The organism is Mycobacteriales bacterium (assembly GCA_040902655.1).
GTDB lineage: Bacteria > Actinomycetota > Actinomycetes > Mycobacteriales > SCTD01 > SCTD01.
Window position 1 is genome coordinate 111,585 of sequence record JBBDWV010000025.1, and the last position, 19,912, is coordinate 131,496.

The following is a 19,912-nucleotide window of genomic DNA, read 5'->3' on the forward strand; positions in this document are numbered from 1 at the left end:
GGCCACAGTCACCCACTGCCGACGTGCCGGCGGACCCGCGTTCCCTCAGGGGTGGGTCCTGCCGGCTTCAGCAGACGTGCCGCCCGCGGATGCGGGCGGGTGCGTCACCGCGCACGCACCGCACCCACGGCGGGTCGTCGTGCTGCTCGCCGAAGCCGAGCCGGCGCAGCAGCCGCCGGGACGGCTCGTTGCCGACGTGCACCTCGGCCACCAGGCGACGTACGCCGGGTTGCCGCTCCGCCCAGGCGCACAGCACGGCGACGGCCTCGGTGCCCAGGCCCTGTCGCCGCGCGGGCGCCGCGAGTGCGTAGCCGAGCAGCACGTCGCCTGCCGCGTCAGGCCCGCCCCGCCAGCCGCAGTCGCCGACGACGACACCCTCCACGGTGATCAGCCAGCCGCCGTCATCGCCCTCCGCGCCGTGTTCGGCGAGGGGGCGCAGGGCGTCGCCGGTACCGGTGTGCGGCCAGCCGGGCCCCGCCCGCAGTCCGGCGCGCGCCAGGACGGCCTCGTGGACACCGTCGAGTGCGGCGCGGGCGAGCTCCCGCGACGTCGGCACCAGCGCCACCCGCGGGCCGGACAGGCGGGGCAGGGCCGGTGGGCTCATCCCTCGTCGGGTTCCGGGTCGGGCAGCACCTCGGCCAGCGGCCCGGCGACCCGGCGGACCTGCCAGTCACGGGCTCCGGCGGAGCACAGCGCGTCGGCCACCGCCTCCGGCGTCGCCGGGTAGGGCGGCGTCCAGACCAGGCGACGTACGGCTTCGGGTTGGACGAGGTTCTCCGGCGGCATCCGCAGCTCCTCGGCCAGCCCGCCGACCACGGCGCGCACCCGGGCCAGCCGCTTGGCGGCGACCGGGTCCCGCTCCCCCCAGCGGTTGGCTGCCGGGGGTCCGTCCCCGCCGGGTACGGGTACGGGCAGCTCGGACTCCGGCAGGGCGGCAGCGGTCTGCAGTGCGCCGAACCAGGTGTCGACGTGCCGCCGGGTGGAACGGCCTCCGAAGACGGGCAGCCGGAGCAGCTCCGCGGGGCTGCCGGGGGCGGCGGTGACGGCGGCGACGATCGCGGCGTCCGGGAGGATCCGCCCCGGCGCGGTGTCGCGCCGGCGGGCCATCGCATCGCGGGCCTCCCACAGCGCCCGCACGGCAGCCAGCTGCCGGCGATTGCGCATGCGGTGGATGCCGGAGGTGCGGCGCCAGGGCTCCGCGCGGGGCGCGGCCGGCGGGGCCAGCCGGACCGCCTCGAACTCCTCGCGGGCCAGCTGGAGCTTGTCCTGTGCGCGGAGCTCGGCCTCGAGCGCCTCCCGGAGCTCGACCAGGACCTCGACGTCGAGCGCGGCGTAGACCAGCCAGGACTCCGGCAGCGGACGAGTGGACCAGTCGGCGGCCGAGTGCCCCTTCTCCAGCCGCAGCCCGAGGACGTTCTCGACCATCGCGCCGAGGCCCACCCGCTCGAAGCCGGCGAGTCGGCCGGCCAGCTCGGTGTCGAAGATCCGTGGCGGCACCATGCCGACCTCGGCCAGGCAGGGCAGGTCCTGGTTCGCCGCGTGCAGGATCCACTCGTCCTGCTGCAGGGCGGCCGACAGAGGCGACAGGTCGGGGCAGGCGATCGGGTCGATCAGTGCCGTACCGGCGCCGCGCCGGCGCAGCTGCACGAGGTAGGCGCGCTGGGAATAGCGGTAGCCGGAGGCGCGCTCGGCGTCCACGGCGACGGGACCGCTCCCGGCGGCGAAGCGGGCGACCACGGCGGTCAGTGCGCTCTCACCCTCGACGACCGGGGGGACACCGTCCCGGGGTGCGAGCAGCAGCTCGACCTGCGGCTCGTCGCCGGACACTCCCTCCTCGTGACCCGGCAGGGTCGTCGTCATACCCGAAGGGTACGGGACCGGAGCTACCGGATGACTCCGGCGCGCATGGCCAGCGCCACCATTTCTGCGCGGTCACCGGTGCCCAACTTGCGGGCGATCCGGGCCAGGTGGCTCTTCACGGTCAGGGCCGAGAGCCCGAGGTGCTCGCCGATCTGCTTGTTCGACTGCCCGTCCGCGACCAGGCGCAGGACCTCGATCTCCCGGCCGGACAGGTCGCTGACTCCCGAGTCGGTGGGGCTGCCACGCAGCCCGGCGGCCAGCAGCGAGGCGACCGACGGATCGGCGTACACGCCGCCGTCGAGTACCCGGCGTACACCGTCGGCCACGACCAGCGGCGAGGCGGACTTGAGCAGGTAGCCCTGGGCGCCGGCGACGAACGCGGCGCGCACGGAGTAGGGATCGTCAGCAGCCGAGAGCACCACCAGGCGCTGCCAGCCGGCCGAGCGCAGGTCGGCGAGCAGGTCCAGCCCGGAGCCGTCCGGCAGTCCCAGGTCGAGGATGCACAGCTCGCGCGGCCCCGAGGCGTGGGCGCGGGCGCGGGCCTCACCGATCGTCGCGGCTTCCACGACCTCACGCGCACCCATCGACCGCAGCCGGTTCACCAGCGACTCCCGCACCAGCGGGTGGTCGTCCACCACCATCGCCGAGAAGCTGGGCGCCTCGTTGGCAGCCGGCTGTGCAGGGATGGCCTGCATGGCACTGTCGAGACCGGTTGTCACCGCGTCCTCCGCTTCCTGACCGGGCAGGGTCGCCCGTCCTGCCCACTGCTTCGGCGCCCGGCCCGCGGACCTGAAGCCCAATGAGCCGATCGGCCCAACCGACTGCACCGGCCGCCGTGGGCCGAACGGGGGAAAGGCCCGGCTCGGGGTGCACTCCGGCGCTGCCGCTGCCGAAGGTGGACAGCGCCGTCGACCCCTGGAGCCCGTTGTGCACCGCCCACCCGCCCACCCGGTACGGCTCGTCGCGGTGCTGAGTCTGCTGGTCGCGGCTGCGCTGTCGGCCGGCGCCGGGTGGGGCGCTGCCCCCTGGTGGGCGGTCCCCCTGCTGGCCGTTGCGGTCGCGGCGTCGGAGATCGCGGCGGTCCCCCCGCGGTTCGGGCGCCGGCGCTGGAGCTTCTCGCTCACCGAGAGCGCGCTGGGCGCGGCTCTGGTGCTCGCCACGGGCGCCTGGACAGTGCTGGCGGTCGCCCTGGGGGTCGCGGTCGCCCAGTCCGTCCGGCACCAGCCGCGCCGCAAGCGGGAGTTCGACGTCGCGCGGTTCGCGATGGCCACCGCCCTCGCCTCGACGTCCGCCGGGCTGGTGGGCGCCGGGGTCGCCGGCGCCTGCCTCGGCATGGCGGTCTTCTGGCTGGTCAACCACCTGCTCGTCGCCGTCGCGGTCTGGTCGACGTCCCGGCGCCCGCTGCGCTCGCTGGTGACGTCGGGCGCGCCACTGTCGGCGCTGCACACGGCCGGGAACAGCTCGATCGGACTGCTGGCCGGCTACCTCGCCGTGACGGCCCCCCTGGGGCTGCTCGGTCTGGTCGTGCCGCTCGCCCTGCTCTGGTCGTCGTACGACCAGCAGACCCGGCGCTCGGCCGAGGCCCGGCTGTACGCCGAGCTGGCCCGCGGGCAGGAGCGGGAGACGGGGCGGTCCAGTGACGGGTCCGCGCAGGTGGTCGTCACGGCCGCCGCCCGGCTGCTCGGCGGGGCCGATGTCGAGCTGGTGCTGCTCGCCTCCGACGGGCCCGTGTGCTACGTCGGCGACGAGACCGGCACGTCGCACCGCCGGCGGGTCGGCTCCGACGTCTTCGACGAGCCGTGGGTGCTGCGGGCGCTGGGTGAGCGGGGGGTGCACGGCGGCCGTGACGGCGCCCGGCCCTTCCTGTGCGCGGTGCTGGGCGATCCCGACGCGCCGCTGGCCCTGCTGCGGGCCCGGCGCGGCCCGGATGCGGTCGGCTTCGACCGTCCCGAGCTGCGTCTGGCGCAGGTGCTCGTCGGCCAGGCCGAGGCATGGCTGTCGGTGGCCGAGCTGGCCGCACGCAGCCGGGCCGCGACGGCGCGTGGCCACGCCGGCGAGACGGCCGGGGCGTCCAGCGACGTCGGCCCGGCCACTGCCCCGGCCTTGCTGGTGCTGCACGAGTCAGCCGTGCGACTGGCCCGGCTCGCCGGGTCCGCCGGGGGCGTCGACGACATCGTCGAGGAGCTGCACCTGGTGGAGCGGGCCGTCGCCTCCCTGCTCGGCGCGATCGCGCTGGCCGACGGGTCCGACCTGCTGTGCGGCCCGCAGGACCCGGCGCCGGTGCGCCCGGCGGCGGACTGGACGACGACGGGGGTCCTGTCGTGAGGGGCCGGCCATGAAGGGGTCGCGGGGCCGCCGTCGTCCCCTTCCGCTCGCCGCCTGGGCGGGGCTGCTGAGCGGTGCCGCCGTCCTGGCCACCGGCGGCACGACCGCCGCCGTGCTGTGGAGGGGTGGTCGGCTGGACGGACCCGTGGCCGGGGCCGTGGCCGCCGGCAGCGTCGCCGGGCTGGTCCTGGTGCTGGTGTCGGTGGCGGGTGCGCTGCGCGTGGCCGCCGCGCTGCGCGAGCTCGGCGCCGACGCGACCACCCGGCAGCGTGCACCGTCCGTACCGGGAACTCCCTCGGCCGGTCGGGTCGTCGCGAGCACGCTCGAGCTGGCCGAGTGCGCCAAGCTGTTGGACGCCCTGCAGCTGCGCGTCCGCGTCGCCGACCACCTGGGCGAGCGGCACCGGCGCGAGGCACAGACGGCCGGTGCCGGAGTGTCCGAGCTGTTGTCAGGACTGGTCGATGCCGAGGAGGGGGCCCGCGGACAGCTGGCCGCCGAGCTGCACGACACGGTCGCCCAGTCACTCATGATCGCTCGGGGCCTGCTGGCCGGTGGGCTGTCGTCGCCGGAGGAGCTGGCCAGGCTGACCGACTGCGTCGAGGACGCCGAGGAACAGGTGCGGGCGGTGATGGCCCGCACGCGTCCGCCGGCACTGCGCGACGGTGACCTGGCCTCTGCGGTGGGGGACGTGCGCGCGGACCTGCAGGCCCGCTACGGGCTGATCGTGCAGGTCGACTGGCCCGCAGCGCCGTACCCGCTGCCCCTCGCCTCGGCTGTCACGCTCTACCGCTTCTTCCAGGAGGCGCTGCTCAACGTCGTCAAGCATGCCGACGTCGACGACGCCTTCCTCCGCCTGTCGGTCGACGAGGAGTCGGTCGTCGCGACGGTGCGCGACGAGGGGCCCGGCTTCGATCCGTCGGCGGTGCGTCCGGACCGCGGCCGGCACGTGGGGCTCGGGCTGCTGCGCGAGCGGGCCCGGCTGTCGGGCGGCTCGCTCGAGGTGGAGAGTGGGCCGGCGGGCGGGACGTCGCTGCAGCTGCGCCTGCCGCGGGTCACGCAGGTCGTGCCGGACGTGCCGGACGTGCCCTAGCGGTCCGTCACCGTCGCAGCGACAGCACGCCGGGCGGCGGCAGGCCGGCTGTCGCGCACAGCAGGTCGCACCAGGCCAGCAGGTGGGTCCCGAGGTCGACGGTCCCCTCGGGGCCCGGCAGCGGCGTCCAGCTCGCTCGTACCTCGACCTCGCTCACCTCGTCGGCGTCCTCGAGCTGACCGAAGCGGCAGGAGACCGTCCGGGTGACGGTGCCGCCGGCGGCGGTGTGCGCGGCCGCGCGGTCGTGCAGTGAGTCGGTCAGCCAGGACCAGCCGACCTGGGCGAGCGCCGGGTCGGCCGCCATCTCGGCCTCGACGTCGGCCGAGACGAAGGCCACCACCCGCGTGTCGCCCCGCCAGCCCTCCTGGCCGCCCGGATCGTGCAGGACCACGAACCGGCCGCTGGCCACCTGGTCGTCCCCGTGACCGACCTCGGCGCTGACCGCCACGGCGTACGGCGCGAGCCGCTTGGGCGCCGGGACCTCCTCGAGCTCGAGCCCGGGGCGCCCATGTGCGGCCAGTGCCGCGCGCAGCCCCTCGACGGCAGCGCGGAACTGCTCGGGCAGCGGCTCGGGCAGTGGCTCGGTCACGAGCGGAGGGTAGATCGCGGGGGAGCAGGTGGGCGTTCGGCGCGCCGCCCTCCGTAACGTGCTCGCGTGCCCGCCCTCCTCGCCCTGCTCGCCAGCCTGCTCTGGGGCACCGCCGACTTCCTCGGCGGCACCGCGACCCGGCGGTTGCCGGTGGCGTCGGTGGTGGGGATCTCGCAGCTCGTCGCGCTGCTCGGCCTGCTGCCGGTCGCAGTGCTCCTCGGGGCGCTGGACGAGCCGCGGGACTACCTCCTTCCCGGCCTCGCCGCCGGGTCGGCGGGGGTCGTCGCGCTCGCGGCGTTCTACCGGGCGCTGGCGGTCGGGACGATGGGCGTCGTCGCGCCCGTCGCCGCTCTCGGGGTCGTGGTGCCGGTGGCTGCGGGACTCGTGCAGGGGGAGTCGCCGTCATGGCTCCAGCTGGTCGGCATCGCGGTCGCCGTGACCGGCGTCGTTCTCGCCAGCGGCCCGGAGCTGAGCGGCCAGGACCGCGGCGGCGTGCTGCCGCTCGTGCTGGGCGGGGTGGCGGCGCTGGGCTTCGGCACCGTCTTCGTGCTCATCGCGCAGGGCACCGCGTCGGGCTCGATCGGCTCGGTCGTGATGACGTTGCTGACGATGCGGCTGGTGAGCGTGCTGCTGCTGGCCGGCCTGCTGCCGGCCGTGGTGCTGCGGTCGGCCCTGCCCTGGCGACGTGTCGACATCGGGGTCCGACGGGCCGACCTGCCGGTCCTGGTGGCCATCGGCGCCTTCGACGTGGGGGCGAATGCCGCCTTCGCCCTCGCCGTGCAGAGCGACCTGATCAGCGTCACCGCGGTGCTGGCTTCGCTCTACCCGGTGGTCACGGTGCTGCTGGCGCGGCAGGTCCACAGCGAGCGCCTGGTCGGGGTGCAGCTGCCAGGCGTCGTTCTCGCGCTCACCGGTGTGGTCCTGCTCGCCGCCGGCTGAGGCGCGCCTGCCCGCCTCAGGCGGCGGTGGCCTCCACCAGCACGACGTCGTCGTGGATCCCGGTCACGATGGCGGCGCCGCAGTCGACGCAGGCCAGGTCGAGGCAGTCGGCCCCGTGCCCGTCCTCGCACGGCGGCGTCTCGAAGGCCCGGTCGTCCTTGCACTCGGTGCACCAGCGGATGTCCATGCCGGCGACGGTGCCACGACGGTCCGACAGTTCCCCGGAGGCGCGCCGCAGCGGGCGTGGGACGATCGCCGGCGATGACCGACAGCCCGGGCGACGCCGCCCGTACCGCCACCCGAGAGTCCGCCTTCGTCCGGGCCTGCCGGCGCCAGCCGGTGCCGCACACGCCGGTCTGGTTCATGCGCCAGGCCGGTCGCGCCCTGCCGGAGTACCGCGCGCTGCGCGAGGGCACCGAGATGCTCCAGGCCTGCACCACGCCGGACCTGGTCACTGAGATCACGCTGCAGCCGGTCCGTCGCTACGGCGTGGACGCGGCGATCTTCTTCTCCGACATCGTGGTGCCGCTCAAGGCTGTCGGCGTCGACCTGGACATCGTCCCCGGCGTCGGTCCGGTGGTCGCCGAGCCGTTTCGCATCGAGCGAGACCTGGACCGGCTGCCGGCCCTGACACCCGAGCACGTCCCGTACGTCACGGAGGCGGTGCGGACCCTGACCGGCGAGCTCGGCCCGACACCGCTCATCGGCTTCGCCGGCGCGCCGTTCACCCTCGCCAGCTACCTCGTCGAGGGCGGTCCGAGCAAGAACCACGCCGCCACCAAGGCGCTGATGTACGGCCAGCCGGCACTGTGGTCGGCGCTGCTGGACCGGCTGGCCACCATCACGCTCGGCTTCCTGCGGGTGCAGATCGACGCCGGCGTCAGCGCGGTCCAGCTGTTCGACTCCTGGGTGGGTGCGCTGCCGGCGGCCGACTACCGGGCGTACGTCCAACCGCACACCGCGCGGGTGCTCGCGGCGGTGGCCGACGTACCGCGCATCCACTTCGGCGTCGGGACCGGGGAGCTGTTGCACGACATGGGACAGGCCGGCGCGGACGTCGTCGGCGTCGACTGGCGGGTGCCGCTGGCCGACGCGGTGCAGCGGGTCGGCCCTGGCAAGGCGGTGCAGGGGAACCTCGACCCGACGCTGGTGTTCGCGCCCGAGGAGGTGGTCGCGCGCAAGGTCCGCGAGACGCTCGAGCAGGGCCGGGCGGCCGAGGGACACGTCTTCAACCTCGGCCACGGAGTGCTGCCCGAGACCGACCCCGACGCGTTGCTACGCGTCGTCGAGCTGGTCCACGCGGGCCTGTAGCCAGGCGCCGGCCACCAGGGCGCTGACCGCGACCACGACCGCGGCCCCGAGCAGGGCCACCCGCACCGAGGCGACGTAGGAGGCCTCGGCCGCTGCGCGCAGCTGAAGCAGCGACTCCAGCGGCACCCGGTCCTCCGCCAGCCTCAGCACCTCCCGCTGCGAGGCCCCGCGCAGCAGCGCCTCGACCAGCGTCCCCGCCCGCGAATCCGGGACCCCGAGGCCGAGCAGCCGGGCGAGCAGGTCGCTGCCGAGCCGGGCCACGACCAGCGCGCCGAGGCCGGCGACCGCCACCACGCCGCCGAGTTCCCGGGCGACGTTGACGGTGGCCGCCGCCAGGCCCGACCGGGCCCGGGCGACGGCGTCGAGCGAGGCGGTCACCACCGGCGCGGTCGTCAGCCCGATGCCCACGCCGGACAGGCCGAGCAGCAGCGCCAGCTCGAGGTCGGGCAGCTCCGCCTGGAGGCGGACCCCGGTGGCGGCCAGGCCGGCGGCGGTGAGCAGCAGCCCGACGACCACCGGTGGCCGCGGCCCCCGCGCCGCCGCCCAGCGACCGGCGACCGGCGCGGTGACGACCAGCGCGACGGTCAGGGGAAGCAGGCGCAGCGCGGCCGGCAGCGCCTCCCGCTGCTGCACCAGCTGCAGGAACAGCGACAGGAAGACCAGCAGCACGAAGACCGCGAGGCTGGCCGCGAAGGCACCGACCGTCGCGCCGAGGAACGTGCGCGACCGCAGCAGGGTCAGCGGCAGGACCGGATCGGGCGTCCGCCGCTCGACGAGGACGAAGGCGGCCGCGCCGAGCCCGGCTGCCGCGGCCGTGAGGAGCACCGGCGTCCCCAGGCCGTCCCGCCCCGCGATCACGACGGCGTACGTGCCGCAGGCCAGCGCGAGTGCCCCGAGCAGCTGCCCTGGCACGTCCAGCCCCCGCCGCGCCGGGCCGGTGACCTGCGCCCCCCCGTCCGCGCGGCCCGCTGGTCCGTCCGCAGCAACCTCGTCCGTGGCCCCCGGCGTCGTTGCGGACGGACGAGCGGCAGAGGTGGGTGGGGCGAACGCCACGACGGCGGCGATCAGTGCGCACAGCGGCAGGTTCACCCAGAAGACCGCGGGCCAGCCTGAGGCGGCCACGAGCAGCCCGCCGACGATCGGTCCCAGAACGAGCGCGCTGGCCCCCGTCGCCGCCCAGAGGCCGACCGCGCGGGCCCGGCCGGCGGGGTCCGGGTAGGCGGCGGCGAGGACCGCGAGGCCGCCGGGCAGGACGAGCGCCGCGCCGGCGCCCTGGGCGGCCCGCGCGGCGATGAGGGCGGTCGCGCTGTCGGCGAGGGCGCAGGCGGCCGACGCGACGGCGAAGACCGCGAGGCCGGCGAGGAAGACCCGCCGCCGCCCGGCGACGTCGGCGAGCGTGCCGCCCGTGAGCAGCAGAGCTGCCAGCGCGACGGTGTAGGCGGTGACGACGCCCTGCAGCTCCGCGACGCCGGCGCCGAGGTCGGCCTGTACGTCGCGCAGCGCGACCGCGACGACGGTGTTGTCGAGGGTGGCGGTGAAGGCGGCGAGCGAGGTCGCCACCAGGACGAGGGGTCGCCGCAGGTCGCTCACCGGCTCTGTCTACTGGACGGCGTTCAGGCCAGCCAGCGCCATGTCGACGAGGTCCACGACGAGAACCTATGGCTGCACGACCGCCGTGCGGCGGGAACGCGCGCGCCAGACGAGGAAACCGGCGCCGACCAGGAGCGGGAGGAAGGGCAGCAGCGCGCCGGCGGTCACGGCAAGGACGCGGGCGGTGGCGGTGAGCGCAGCCCAGCCGGAGCGCAACCCGTCGCCGAAGCCGAGGGCCTGCCCCACGACCGGCCCACCCTCCGAGTCCAGTCGCAGCACGATCGTGGAGAGGTCGACGCGGGCGCTCAGGCTCTCCAGCCGGGCCTCGAGCGCCTCGAGGTCGGCGGTGCGCTTGGTGAGCTCGGACTCGATCTGCACCACCTCGCCGAGCGCGTCGGCCTCGCCGAGGAGCGCGCGCACCCGTGTGACGCTGGCCCGCTGCGTCGCCAGCCGGGCCTCGAGGTCGACCATCTGGTCGGTGGCGTCCTCGCTGGTGAGTCGACGGTTCCGCTCGTCCCCGAGTGCGGCGAGCGCGATCACCGTGGCGTCGAGTTCCTTCGGCGGTACGCGCAGCCGGACGGTGGCCGAGCCGCTGCTGGCCGTTCCGCTACGGTCCTCGGCCTCCACGGCGCCGCCGGCGGAACGGGCGAGGCGACCTGCCTCGTCCGCCGCGACCCTGACGTCGTCGACGCGGACCTCGAGGTCGGCGGTGCGTATCACCGCCAGCCCCGGCACACCGCGCAGGTCGACGACCTGCAGCGCCTCCGCGGCGCCTCCGCCCGCACCTCCGCCCGCACCTCCGGTTGTCCCACCCGCTGCGCCGCCGCTGCTGTCGGCGTCGTCGAGCTGCGGGGCAGCGGCACCGGATGCGGTGGAGTCGATGCCGCCGCTGGAGCAGCCGGCGAGGAGCACCGCCACCGTCAGCAGGGCGGCCAGGGCCGGGCGGGAAGTGCGCATCGGAGCCTCCGGGGGAGCGGGTCGTGCCGACTGGGACGGGCGGGCGGGGCCGGCCGCTCCCGCCTTCGCATCTCGACCCGGTCACGATCGTGGGGTCGTGCTCGCAGACGAAGCCGCTGCGCAGGCGGGCGGACGTTGTGCCGGACCGGACGCTCACGCGGGCTCTTCGATGTTGCGGGCACGTCGAGTGCCAAACAGCCGCTCCCCGCACCCCTGAGCCGTTGGCGGGCCCCGTCTGTCGCCGATCTTCTGCTGACTGGATCCGCATCCGACACGCCGGCGTTTCTGCTGTCGATCCAGCAGGCAGAAGATCACCAGCTGTGAAGATCTTGATCTGTGTGCGAACGGTTTTCGCGCTTCCTCGGCGGTGATCCGCACAGGGCCGCGACTGCCGGCGAAGCGCACCTCCGCGAGGGTCGTCCTGAAGCCAGCGAGTGTCGCCGGTGCTGTGATCAACGCCGTCTTCACGCACATTTCCGCCGTACCGGAAGTGAGCAACCCCGGCGTTGATCACGCCGGAGGCTGGGCCGGGATGCGCGGTACTGATGCTCTGGTCCGCCACGCCAGCCGGGTCCCTGCCCTCCCCGGACGTCGAGCTGGTGCATGCACCCACGGTGGTCCTGGGCAGCGGCCTGCGGGCGTGCGGCCGGTGCTCGTGCTCAGGCGTGAGGCATGGGGTCGGCCATCCCTTGCCGAACGTGGTGCCACCAGCTGTGGTGAGGAGCGTCTGCCCGGCACCGAGATCGGCGCGCGGGATCGGCGCGCGGGCCCGCGCCCGGCGGCCGGTGGATCGGCAGCCGTCGTCCGCCCGTCTCCCTAGGCTGGCGTGATGCACGTGGTGGTCGTCGGCGGGGGCATCAGCGGGCTGGCCGCTGCGGTCGAGGCCGCCCGCCTCGGCGCCCGCGTCACCGTCCTCGAGGGCAGCGCGCGGCTCGGCGGCAAGGTGGCGGTCAGCAAGGTCGGCGGCGTCGCCGTCGACGAGGGCGCCGACGCCATGCTCACCCGCGTCCCCGATGGGATCGCCCTGGCCCGCGACGCCGGGCTCGCCGCCGAGCTCGTCGCCCCCGCCTCCGGGCAGGCCTTCGTGTGGAGCCGCGGGGCCCTGCGGCCGCTGCCGACCGGGACGCTCCTCGGCCTGCCCACAGACCTCGCGGCGCTCGCCCGCAGCGGGCTGCTGTCCGGCTGCGGCCTGAACCGCGTACCGCTGGACCTCGTCCTCCCGGGCCGGCCGGTCGACGCGGACGTCAGCGTCGGCGACCTCGTCGCCCGCCGCTTCGGCCGTGAGATCGTCGAGCGCCTGGTCGACCCGCTGCTCGGCGGCGTCTACGCCGGTCGGGCGCACGACCTGTCCCTGCGCGCCACCCTGCCTCAGCTCGCCGCCCCAGCCGCTCGCCACCGCAGCCTGCTGCTGGCGGCCCGCGCCGCGCGCGCCGCCACACCGCAGACCGACGGGCCGTTGTTCACCAGCCTGCCCGGCGGGCTCGGCCGGCTGCCGGGTGCGGTCGCCGCCGCCTCCGGCGCCGAGATCCGCCTGCGCGCCACCGTCCGCGAGCTCAGCCGCACGCCCCGCGGCTGGCGCCTGATCCTGGGCTCCGCCGCGTCGCCCGAGCAGCTCGAGGCCGACGCCGTGGTGCTCGCCGTCCCTGCCGCACCCGCCTCGCGGCTGCTCACCGGCACCGTCCCGACGGCCGCCGCCGAGCTGGCCCGGATCGAGTACGCCTCCGTCGCGATCGTCACCCTCGTACTCGACGGCCCGGTGAGCGGCGCCACCGGCAGCGGCTACCTCGTGCCCGCAGTGGAGGGACGCACGACCAAGGCGGTCACCTTCTCGAGCCGCAAGTGGGCGCACCTGGCCGGACCGCGGTCCGTGGTCCGCGCCAGCGTCGGTCGCGCGGGGGAGACCGCCGACCTGCAGCGGCCGGACGACGAGCTGGTACGGATCGTGCTGGCCGAGCTCGCTGAGACGGTCGGCCCGTTGCCGCGTCTGGTCGACAGCCGGGTCACGCGCTGGGGCGGCGGGCTGCCGCAGTACGCCGTCGGCCACCCCGACCTGGTCCGTCGCGTCCGCGAGGCAGTCGCACAGCACGAAGGGCTCGCCGTGGCGGGCGCGGCGTACGACGGCGTCGGTGTGCCGGCGTGTGCCCGCAGCGGCCGCGAGGCAGCGGGCGTGGCGCTGGCGCACAATGGAGCGCATGACCGAGACCCGGGATGAGTCCACCAAGGCACGCGAGCTGAACGACCAGCTGCTGTACACGATGTACGCCGTGTTCAAGGCGACGACGCCGCTGCCGGAGGACCGCTCGGCGCTCGCCGAGGACGCGCAGCAGTTCCTCGACGCCGCGCTGCAGAAGGACGTCTACACCCGCGGGACCTACGACATCGCGGGCTTCAAGGGCGACGCCGACGTGCTGGTCTGGTGGACCTGCCCGGAGGTCGACGTCCTGCAGGACACCTACAACCGCTTCCGGCAGAGCGCCCTGGGCCGACACCTGTCGCCGGTCTGGTCGAGCATCGGGATCCACCGCCCGGCGGAGTTCAACCGCAACCACATCCCGGCGTACGTCCGGCGGGAGGACCCGCGCAAGTACGTCTGCGTCTACCCGTTCAACCGCTCGCTGGAGTGGTACCTGCTCCCCGACTACGAGCGCAAGGGCATGCTCGCCGAACACGGGATCCAGGGCAGGGAGTACGAAGACGTGCGCGCCAACACCGTGGCGGCCTTCGGGCTCGGCGACTACGAGTGGCTGCTGGCCTTCGAGGCCGACTCGATGCACCGGATCACCGACTGCCTGCGCCACCTGCGCACCTCGCGGGCGCGGCTGCACACCAAGCTGGAGACGCCGTTCTGGTCCGGCATCCGCAAGCCGGTCGCCGACATCGTGACGGCGCTCCCGTAGCCTTCCGCCGGCTCCCGCCACAGCACGAAGTCTGCAGCTACCCGCGCTCCTCGGCAGGCGCGAGCCGCAGGCTCACGCTGTTCATGCAGTAGCGCAGCGCGCCGTCCTCCAGCCCCGCAGGCTGCTTCCAGTCGGAACGCTGCGTCTGACGGCCGTCCACGGTGGGGGTCGGCGGCGCGTCGTCGAAGACGTGGCCGAGGTGGCTGCCGCACCGCGCGCACAGCACCTCCGTGCGCACCGTGCCGAGCGACCGGTCCTCCCGCAGCTCGACCGCGTCGCCGGCCTGCGGCGAGTAGAAGCTCGGCCAGCCGCAGTGCGAGTCGAACTTCGTGTCGCTGCGGAACAGCTCGTTGCCGCAGGCCCGGCAGGAGTAGACGCCCTCGGTCGTGGTGTCGTTGTACTCGCCGGTGGACGGCCGTTCCGTGCCGGCCTGGCGCAGCACGGTGTACTCCTGCGGAGTCAACTCGGCCCGCCACTGCTCGTCGTCCTTGGTCACCTGGTAGGTCATGACCGCTGCAGCGCCCAGCCGGCCCGGCGGATTCCCGTCGTAGCAATTCGTTGCTACGGTCGGGGTGTGGCCACGACGATCCCGCAGCGGCAGCTGCGCAACGACGTCAGCGCAGTGCTGCGCCGCGTCGAGGCGGGCGAGGAGTTCGTCGTCACCGTCTCTGGCCGGCCGGTGGCCGAGCTGCGCCCGGTCGAGGCCCGGCGTCCGGGCTCGGTGGCCGCCTTCGTCGCCGGGCTGGCCGAGCGGCCACCGCCGACACCGGCAGCCGTGGCGGCGCTCCAGCGGGTGGACGAACAGATCCGCGAGATGCGCTCGGACGGCGCTGACGACGACCCCTGGACCTCACCCTGATCGCGCTGTTGGACACCAGCATCCTCGTCGGGTTCGAGCAGCGCCGGCTGATCCAGGAGCAGGTGCCGTCCCATGCCGGCATCTCGGTGCTCACCCTGGAGGAGCTGTGGTTGGGCGTCCTGACGGCAGAGCCGCAGGCCCTGGCAGATCGACGTGCGACCTACGACGTCGCCGCGCGCAGCTTGCCGGCCCTGCCGGTGGACGGCCCCGTAGCGCTTGCCTGCGGGGACATCCGCGCCGACGGTCGGCGCCGTGGCGTGCGCTACGCCCCGGTGGACTCCCTGATAGCCGCGACCGCCCGGGTGCACGGCCTTCCGCTCTACACCCAGGACGCCGGCATGGCCGGCATGATCGGCGTCGACGTGCGGGTCGTCTGATGGCGTCCCCGTTCGTCGAACTCGAGATCGACACCCCCTCCGGCCCGAGGACGGTCAAGGTCACCAATCCCGAGAAGACCTACTTCTCGGGCCTGCCGGAGGGCCGCGGCCGCAAGCTCGACCTGGTCGAGTACTACCTGGCGGTCGCGGACGGCGTGGTCCGAGGGCTGCGCGAGCGTCCCACCGTGATGAAGCGGCACCCTGGCGGGGCGCAGAGCGAGGCGATCTACCAGAAGCGGGTCCCGGACAACCGGCCGCCGTGGATCGAGACCGTGACCGTCGCGTTCCCGAGCGGGCGGTCGGCGACCGAGCTGTGCCCGGTCGACGTCGCGCACGTCGCCTGGGCCGCCAACAGCGGCTGCCTGGACTTCCATCCCTGGCCCTCGCGGCGCGGGGATGTCGAGCGGCCCGACGAGCTGCGCATCGACCTCGACCCGATGCCGGGCAGCGGGTGGCCGGAGGTGGTCGAGATCGCGCTCGAGCTGCGGGCGCTGTTCGACGAGCTGGACCTCGTCGGCTTCCCGAAGACGAGCGGCAGCAAGGGGGTGCACGTCTACGTCCGGATCCGGCCGGACTGGAGCTTCACCGACGTGCGGCACGCCGCGATCGCGGTGGCCCGTGAGCTCGAGCGCCGCCGGCCCGACCTGGCCACCGCGCAGTGGTGGAAGGAGCAGCGCGGGGAGCGGGTCTTCGTCGACTTCAACCGGATGGCACGGGACCAGACCATCGCCTCGGCGTACAGCGTCCGGGCCCGTCCCCAGGCGACGGTGAGCGCGCCGGTGACCTGGGACGAGCTGATGGCCTGCGAGATCGCCGACTTCGACATCTGGACCGTGCGCGACCGGGTCGCCGCCCTCGGGGACGTGCACGCCGCCATCGACGACATCGCGCACGACCTGGCGCCGTTGCTCGAGCTCTACGACCGGCAGGGCGAGGGCGAGGCGCCGTACCCGCCGCAGTTCGCGAAGCAGGAAGGCGAGCCGCTGCGGGTCCAGCCCAGCCGCGCGAAAAAACGCGGCTAGCGGGTCGGGATGCGCAGCAAGCCCTCCTGCACGACGCTCACGGCGAGCTGGCCGTCCCGGGTGTAGATGCTGCCCCGTGCCAGCCCGCGGGCGGCCCCGGCCCATGGCGACTCCTGGTCGTACAGCCACCACTGGTCGGCGCGAAAGGGCCGGTGGAACCACATCGCGTGGTCCAGGCTCGCGCCGAGGACGTCGCCGGTGCCCCAGGCCAGACCATGGTTGAGCAGCGTCGAGTCCAGCAGCGTCATGTCGCTGGCAAAGGTCACCGCGCAGACGTGCAGCAGCGGATCGTCGGGCAGCGTGCCGTCGGCGCGCATCCACACCTGCGAGCTCGGCTGGCGGGAGCCGCTGTCCTTGGCCACCCGCGGCGGGTCCCCGACGTAGCGGACGTCGATCGGCCGCGGACGCAGGTACCAGCCGTCGAGCTCGTCGGCGTACGGGCGCATCCGGTCCGACAGCGTGCTCAGGCTCTCGGGCTCTGGCACCTCCGGCATCGTCGACGCATGCTCGAATCCCGTCTCGACGAGCTGGAACGACGCGGACAGGTTGAAGATCGGCTTGCCGTGCTGGATCCCGACGACCCGGCGGGTGGTGAAGCTGCGGCCGTCCCGGATCCGGTCCACCTCGTAGACGATCGGGATGCTCGGGTCGCCCGGGCGCAGGAAGTAGGCGTGCAGGCTGTGCACCGGCCGATCGACCGGCACGGTACGCCCAGCCGCGACCAGTGCCTGACCTGCCACCTGGCCACCGAAGACGCGCTGCAAGGATGCGGTCGGTTGCTTGCCACGGAAGATGTCGACCTCGATGCGCTCGAGGTCGAGCAGGTCGACCAACTGGTCGAGCGGTGTCTGGTCCCCGGTGTCCGTCACGTCGGCAGTCTCCCAGGATGCCAACAGCGCGCCGACGCAGGTGGGTCAGTCGCGGCCGAGCTCGACCCGCCGGGATCGTGGCGATGTGCCGCTCCGCGGATGTGGGTGTGCTGTCGGCGGGTGTGCACCACAGGTCAACATTCGGGAAAAATTGACCTGTCGTGTATACCGCGCAGTGCGGCACATGTTGATGCGCGACTGGCCCCTCAGATGATCCTGGTCATGGATCGAACCCGCGACGACGGCGAAGCGGTCAGCCCTTCTTCAACCCCAGCAGGTTGTCCCCGGCCCAGGTCACCGCGCTGATGACCAGCGAGGCAAGGACCGCCGGCCCGACACCGTCGATCGACAGCCGGTCGGTGAGCAGCGCGGTCAGCCCGAGCATGGCGGCGTTGATGACGATGAGGAACAGCCCCAGCGTCAGCAGCAGCAAGGGGAAGGCCAGCAGCTTCAGTACCGGCCGCACCAGCAGGTTGACCACCGCGAAGATGAGCGCGATGAGCAGGTAGCTCTCGACGCCCTCCTGGACGACGACGCCGGGCACGACGGCCGCCACGATCCAGACGGCGGCGGCGATGACGAGGAACTTCGCGAGGAGGCGCACGCAGGGATCATGCACCCGGAACGCCGGCAGGGTCGACGCGGGCGGCCGTCGCCGTCGTCGCGGGCCCGGACCTGGCCGGGCCCGCTGCTAGCGGGGAGCGTCCTCCGGCGGGCAGTAGGGGATGCTCGAGTGGGCTGTGTGAGTGCCCTGGTTCTGGTGCGGCACGCTTTGGTGCGCCTGACCGGTCTTCTGGTGTTCACAGCCGGTGTGGTCGGCGCTGGCGGTCGATGCCGAGCCGAGCGCCATGGGCAGGGCCAGCGTGAGGCTCGCGAGGATCCGTCGCATGAGAACGTCCTTCCGGGGATGTGTCCTGCGTCACCAGCTGGTGACGCAGGCCAACGTAGACCGTTGACGGCCCCGCCACGGGACAGCTGTGGCGGCCGGTGGCTACTCGAACAACGAGTCGTGCCGATGGTCGGCGCCGACGTGCGCGCGGGAGCGGGCGCCCCGCCGGCGCACGATGACGACCAGGTCCACGACGCCCACGGCGGCGAGCGCGAACAGGAACAGCGACGCGCCCACGCCGAAGGCGCGCAGCGTCAGCACCCCCAGCAGCAGGCAGGTCGACGTGCCGAACAGCGCCAGGACGAGCCGCAGGTTCAGCGGGCTGTGCGGTGCGGCGGTCATGCCCTCACCGTGCCCGCTGGCGCCCGGTCCCGCACACTGCGCGGGTGAGACTCCGGACCTGGTCGCCGTACCTGCTCGCCGGAGTGCTGACCGGCGCCGGGCTGCTGCACTTCGCCCGCCCGGAGCCCTACGACGGGCTGATCCCGCCGTTCCTGCCGCGCCCCAGGGCCTGGACGTACGCCAGCGGTGTTGCGGAGTTGGTCTGCGCGGCGGCGGTGTCCCTGCCCCGGACCCGGCGCGCTGGCGGGCTCGCAACGGCCACGCTGTTCGTGGCGGTCTTCCCGGCCAACCTCTACCTCGCCGTCGAGCCGGGGAGCGTTCCGCGCTGGGCGGCGCTGGCGCGGCTGCCGCTGCAGGTCCCGCTGGTGCTGTGGGCGGTGCAGGTCGCCCGCGCGGCCCGTACGCCGGATCCCCAGCCGCCGTAGCGGCACGAGCTGCTTCAGTGGGTCAGCACGGCGCCGAGATCGAAGCGCACCGGCCGGTCAAGCTGCGCGTACGTGCAGGAGGCCGGGTCGCGGTCCGGCCGGAAGTGGCGGAACTGTGCGGTGTGTCGGAATCGCGCGCCCTCCATGTGGTCATAGGCCACCTCCACGACCAGCTCGGGCCGCAGCGGCACGAACGACATGTCCTTGTCGCGGTTCCAGCGGGACGCCGTATCGCCCGGGCTGCGCTGCGACGAGGCCTCGCCGAGCCACGGGTGCTCGGCGCCGTCCGGGAGCCGGTAGGGCTCCAGCTCCTCGACCAGCTGCGCGCGCCGGGCCATCGGGAAGGCGGCCGCAACCCCGACGTGCTGCAGCGCCCCCGCGTCGTCGTACAACCCCAGCACCAGTGACCCGACGACAGGCCCGCTCTTGTGCCAGCGGTAACCACCCACGACGCAGTCGGCGGTACGGGCGTGCTTGACCTTCAGCATGGTGCGCTTGTCCGGGGCGTAGACCCCTCCGGCCGGCTTGGCGATCACGCCGTCGAGACCGGCACCCTCGAACAGCGTGAACCACTCGCGCGCCAGCTCCGGGTCGGTGGTCAGCGGGGTGAGGTGGACGGGGGGCGCGGCGCCGGCGAGGGCCTGTTCGAGCCGGGCCCGGCGCTCTGCCTGCGACCGGTCGAGCAGGGACTCCTCGTCGAGTGCAAGCAGGTCGAAGGCCACGAACGACGCCGGCGTCGTCGCAGCCAGCATCGTCACGCGCGACGCGGCAGGATGGATCCGCTGCAGCAGCGCCTCGAAGTCCAGCCCCTTCCCGGCGGCGATCACGATCTCGCCGTCGACCGCGCAGCGGGCCGGCAACTGCGCCTTGACCGCCTCGACGACCTCCGGGAAGTAGCGCGTCAGCGGTCTTTCGTTGCGGCTGCCCAGCTCGACCTGGTCGCCGTCGCGGAAGACGATGCAGCGGAAGCCGTCCCACTTGGGTTCGTAGAGGTAATCGCCAGTTGGGACGTCCGGGACGGCTTTGGCGAGCATCGGCTTCACGGGAGGCATGACAGGGAGGTCCATGAGGAGCATCCTGCCGGGGGAGGCATGGTCGCGACGGTGCCGTCGTCAGAGCCTGGGCTGGGGGTGGCCTACGCCCGCTTCTCGACAGAGAGGCAGAGCAGCGTCGAGAACCAGCACCAGGTCAACAAGAGCGTCGCCCGGGTGCACGGCGTGCAGTCGCTGGAGCGGTTCTCAGGCGAGGCGCTGTCCAGGTCTCTGTCTGAGCGTGGAGGGCGGCAAGATCGACCCCTTCGACGAGGAGCACCAGCAGGGGGCGGACGAGAAGGCGGTCGGCGCAGCAGCCGAGATCCGCAAGCGCACTCGCCGCAGCATGAAGGCGAAGGTGATGGCCGCCACCGTCATGACGCGCAGATGTTCCAGTGGGTCGCCGACGAGCACTGCGCGCTGGACGAGGCGGCCCGTCGACTCACAGCCTCGGGTGTGCCGATCAAGACCGGACGAACCGCCTGGCGCTTGTTCTGCTCGCGGCGGTCGTCAGCGTCGCGTTGGACGAGTGGGAGACGT

The 19,912-nt window shown here is 74.1% G+C and carries 22 protein-coding genes; 10 read left to right on the top strand and 12 right to left on the bottom strand.

The genetic code is table 11. From position 1 onward, the window contains the following. Positions 1 to 67 precede the first annotated feature (67 nt). From WD794_07780 to WD794_07790, 3 genes are read right to left on the bottom strand one after another with little or no spacing between them, the layout of a single operon-like run. On the bottom strand, positions 68 to 604 hold the full coding sequence (locus tag WD794_07780) for a GNAT family N-acetyltransferase (GenBank protein ID MEX2290209.1): 537 nt from the start codon (positions 602 to 604) through the stop codon (positions 68 to 70). Continuing rightward, the gene (locus WD794_07785) at positions 601 to 1,860 is read right to left on the bottom strand and encodes a ribonuclease D (GenBank protein MEX2290210.1); all 1,260 of its coding nucleotides are present in this window, start codon (positions 1,858 to 1,860) and stop codon (positions 601 to 603) included. The genes WD794_07780 and WD794_07785 overlap by 4 nt, the downstream gene beginning before the upstream one ends. A gap of 23 nt (positions 1,861 to 1,883) precedes the next feature. Next, positions 1,884 to 2,555, bottom strand: a complete 672-nt coding sequence (locus tag WD794_07790; GenBank protein MEX2290211.1) for a response regulator transcription factor — start codon at positions 2,553 to 2,555, stop codon at positions 1,884 to 1,886. A gap of 232 nt (positions 2,556 to 2,787) precedes the next feature. Between WD794_07790 and WD794_07795 the strand changes: the two genes are divergently transcribed. Both WD794_07795 and WD794_07800 read left to right on the top strand, forming a co-directional pair. Further along, positions 2,788 to 4,185, top strand: coding sequence for a hypothetical protein (locus WD794_07795; GenBank protein MEX2290212.1), 1,398 nt, complete (start codon positions 2,788 to 2,790; stop codon positions 4,183 to 4,185). A 10-nt stretch (positions 4,186 to 4,195) separates the two neighbouring features. Beyond that, complete coding sequence (locus tag WD794_07800) at positions 4,196 to 5,275, top strand: ATP-binding protein (GenBank protein MEX2290213.1); 1,080 nt, start codon at positions 4,196 to 4,198, stop codon at positions 5,273 to 5,275. 7 nt (positions 5,276 to 5,282) lie between these two features. Here the strand turns inward: WD794_07800 and WD794_07805 are convergent, their stop codons facing one another. Then, complete coding sequence (locus WD794_07805; GenBank protein ID MEX2290214.1) at positions 5,283 to 5,864, bottom strand: DUF3000 domain-containing protein; 582 nt, start codon at positions 5,862 to 5,864, stop codon at positions 5,283 to 5,285. 66 nt (positions 5,865 to 5,930) lie between these two features. Between WD794_07805 and WD794_07810 the strand changes: the two genes are divergently transcribed. Next, positions 5,931 to 6,803, top strand: coding sequence for an EamA family transporter (locus WD794_07810; GenBank protein ID MEX2290215.1), 873 nt, complete (start codon positions 5,931 to 5,933; stop codon positions 6,801 to 6,803). A 16-nt stretch (positions 6,804 to 6,819) separates the two neighbouring features. Here the strand turns inward: WD794_07810 and WD794_07815 are convergent, their stop codons facing one another. Next, positions 6,820 to 6,990 carry a hypothetical protein gene (locus WD794_07815; GenBank protein MEX2290216.1) on the bottom strand — a complete coding sequence of 57 codons (171 nt, stop codon included), beginning with the start codon at positions 6,988 to 6,990 and terminating at the stop codon, positions 6,820 to 6,822. A gap of 74 nt (positions 6,991 to 7,064) precedes the next feature. Between WD794_07815 and hemE the strand changes: the two genes are divergently transcribed. Next, positions 7,065 to 8,114 (top strand): uroporphyrinogen decarboxylase, encoded by a 1,050-nt coding sequence (hemE, locus tag WD794_07820; GenBank protein MEX2290217.1) that lies wholly within the window; start codon positions 7,065 to 7,067, stop codon positions 8,112 to 8,114. Here the strand turns inward: hemE and WD794_07825 are convergent. Both WD794_07825 and WD794_07830 read right to left on the bottom strand, forming a co-directional pair. Next, positions 8,079 to 9,704 carry an MFS transporter gene (locus WD794_07825; protein ID MEX2290218.1) on the bottom strand — a complete coding sequence of 542 codons (1,626 nt, stop codon included), beginning with the start codon at positions 9,702 to 9,704 and terminating at the stop codon, positions 8,079 to 8,081. The genes hemE and WD794_07825 overlap by 36 nt on opposite strands. A gap of 66 nt (positions 9,705 to 9,770) precedes the next feature. Next, positions 9,771 to 10,661, bottom strand: coding sequence for a DUF4349 domain-containing protein (locus WD794_07830; protein MEX2290219.1), 891 nt, complete (start codon positions 10,659 to 10,661; stop codon positions 9,771 to 9,773). A gap of 829 nt (positions 10,662 to 11,490) precedes the next feature. On the opposite strand from WD794_07830, the gene hemG reads away from it, so the two are divergent. Together hemG and hemQ are read left to right on the top strand one after the other, a co-directional pair. Further along, on the top strand, positions 11,491 to 12,873 hold the full coding sequence (gene hemG / locus WD794_07835) for a protoporphyrinogen oxidase (protein MEX2290220.1): 1,383 nt from the start codon (positions 11,491 to 11,493) through the stop codon (positions 12,871 to 12,873). Then, positions 12,854 to 13,558, top strand: a complete 705-nt coding sequence (gene hemQ / locus WD794_07840; GenBank protein MEX2290221.1) for a hydrogen peroxide-dependent heme synthase — start codon at positions 12,854 to 12,856, stop codon at positions 13,556 to 13,558. Before hemG ends, hemQ begins: the two co-directional genes overlap by 20 nt. 37 nt (positions 13,559 to 13,595) lie before the next feature. Here the strand turns inward: hemQ and msrB are convergent, their stop codons facing one another. Further along, a complete protein-coding gene (gene msrB / locus WD794_07845) occupies positions 13,596 to 14,066 on the bottom strand; it encodes a peptide-methionine (R)-S-oxide reductase MsrB (GenBank protein ID MEX2290222.1) in 471 nt (156 codons plus the stop codon). A 66-nt stretch (positions 14,067 to 14,132) separates the two neighbouring features. On the opposite strand from msrB, the gene WD794_07850 reads away from it, so the two are divergent. The 3 genes from WD794_07850 to ligD are packed head-to-tail and all read left to right on the top strand — an operon-like array spanning position 14,133 to position 15,816. After that, complete coding sequence (locus WD794_07850) at positions 14,133 to 14,417, top strand: type II toxin-antitoxin system prevent-host-death family antitoxin (protein MEX2290223.1); 285 nt, start codon at positions 14,133 to 14,135, stop codon at positions 14,415 to 14,417. An 8-nt stretch (positions 14,418 to 14,425) separates the two neighbouring features. Continuing rightward, the gene (locus tag WD794_07855) at positions 14,426 to 14,794 is read left to right on the top strand and encodes a PIN domain-containing protein (protein MEX2290224.1); all 369 of its coding nucleotides are present in this window, start codon (positions 14,426 to 14,428) and stop codon (positions 14,792 to 14,794) included. Continuing rightward, positions 14,794 to 15,816 (top strand): non-homologous end-joining DNA ligase, encoded by a 1,023-nt coding sequence (gene ligD / locus WD794_07860; protein MEX2290225.1) that lies wholly within the window; start codon positions 14,794 to 14,796, stop codon positions 15,814 to 15,816. Before WD794_07855 ends, ligD begins: the two co-directional genes overlap by 1 nt. Here ligD and WD794_07865 read toward each other — a convergent pair. From WD794_07865 to WD794_07875, 3 genes are all read right to left on the bottom strand, one after another. Further along, positions 15,813 to 16,685, bottom strand: a complete 873-nt coding sequence (locus WD794_07865; protein ID MEX2290226.1) for an acyl-CoA thioesterase II — start codon at positions 16,683 to 16,685, stop codon at positions 15,813 to 15,815. The two genes, ligD and WD794_07865, sit on opposite strands and share 4 nt — an antisense overlap. 253 nt (positions 16,686 to 16,938) lie before the next feature. Then, positions 16,939 to 17,289, bottom strand: a complete 351-nt coding sequence (locus tag WD794_07870; protein ID MEX2290227.1) for a phage holin family protein — start codon at positions 17,287 to 17,289, stop codon at positions 16,939 to 16,941. A 387-nt stretch (positions 17,290 to 17,676) separates the two neighbouring features. Beyond that, on the bottom strand, positions 17,677 to 17,916 hold the full coding sequence (locus tag WD794_07875; protein ID MEX2290228.1) for a hypothetical protein: 240 nt from the start codon (positions 17,914 to 17,916) through the stop codon (positions 17,677 to 17,679). A gap of 44 nt (positions 17,917 to 17,960) precedes the next feature. Here WD794_07875 and WD794_07880 point away from each other — a divergent pair, with 44 nt between their 5' ends. Continuing rightward, entirely contained in the window at positions 17,961 to 18,341 is a 381-nt protein-coding gene (locus WD794_07880) for a hypothetical protein (protein ID MEX2290229.1), read from the top strand. A 14-nt stretch (positions 18,342 to 18,355) separates the two neighbouring features. Here the strand turns inward: WD794_07880 and WD794_07885 are convergent, their stop codons facing one another. Next, on the bottom strand, positions 18,356 to 19,408 hold the full coding sequence (locus WD794_07885) for an ATP-dependent DNA ligase (protein MEX2290230.1): 1,053 nt from the start codon (positions 19,406 to 19,408) through the stop codon (positions 18,356 to 18,358). Positions 19,409 to 19,912: the final 504 nt, after the last annotated feature.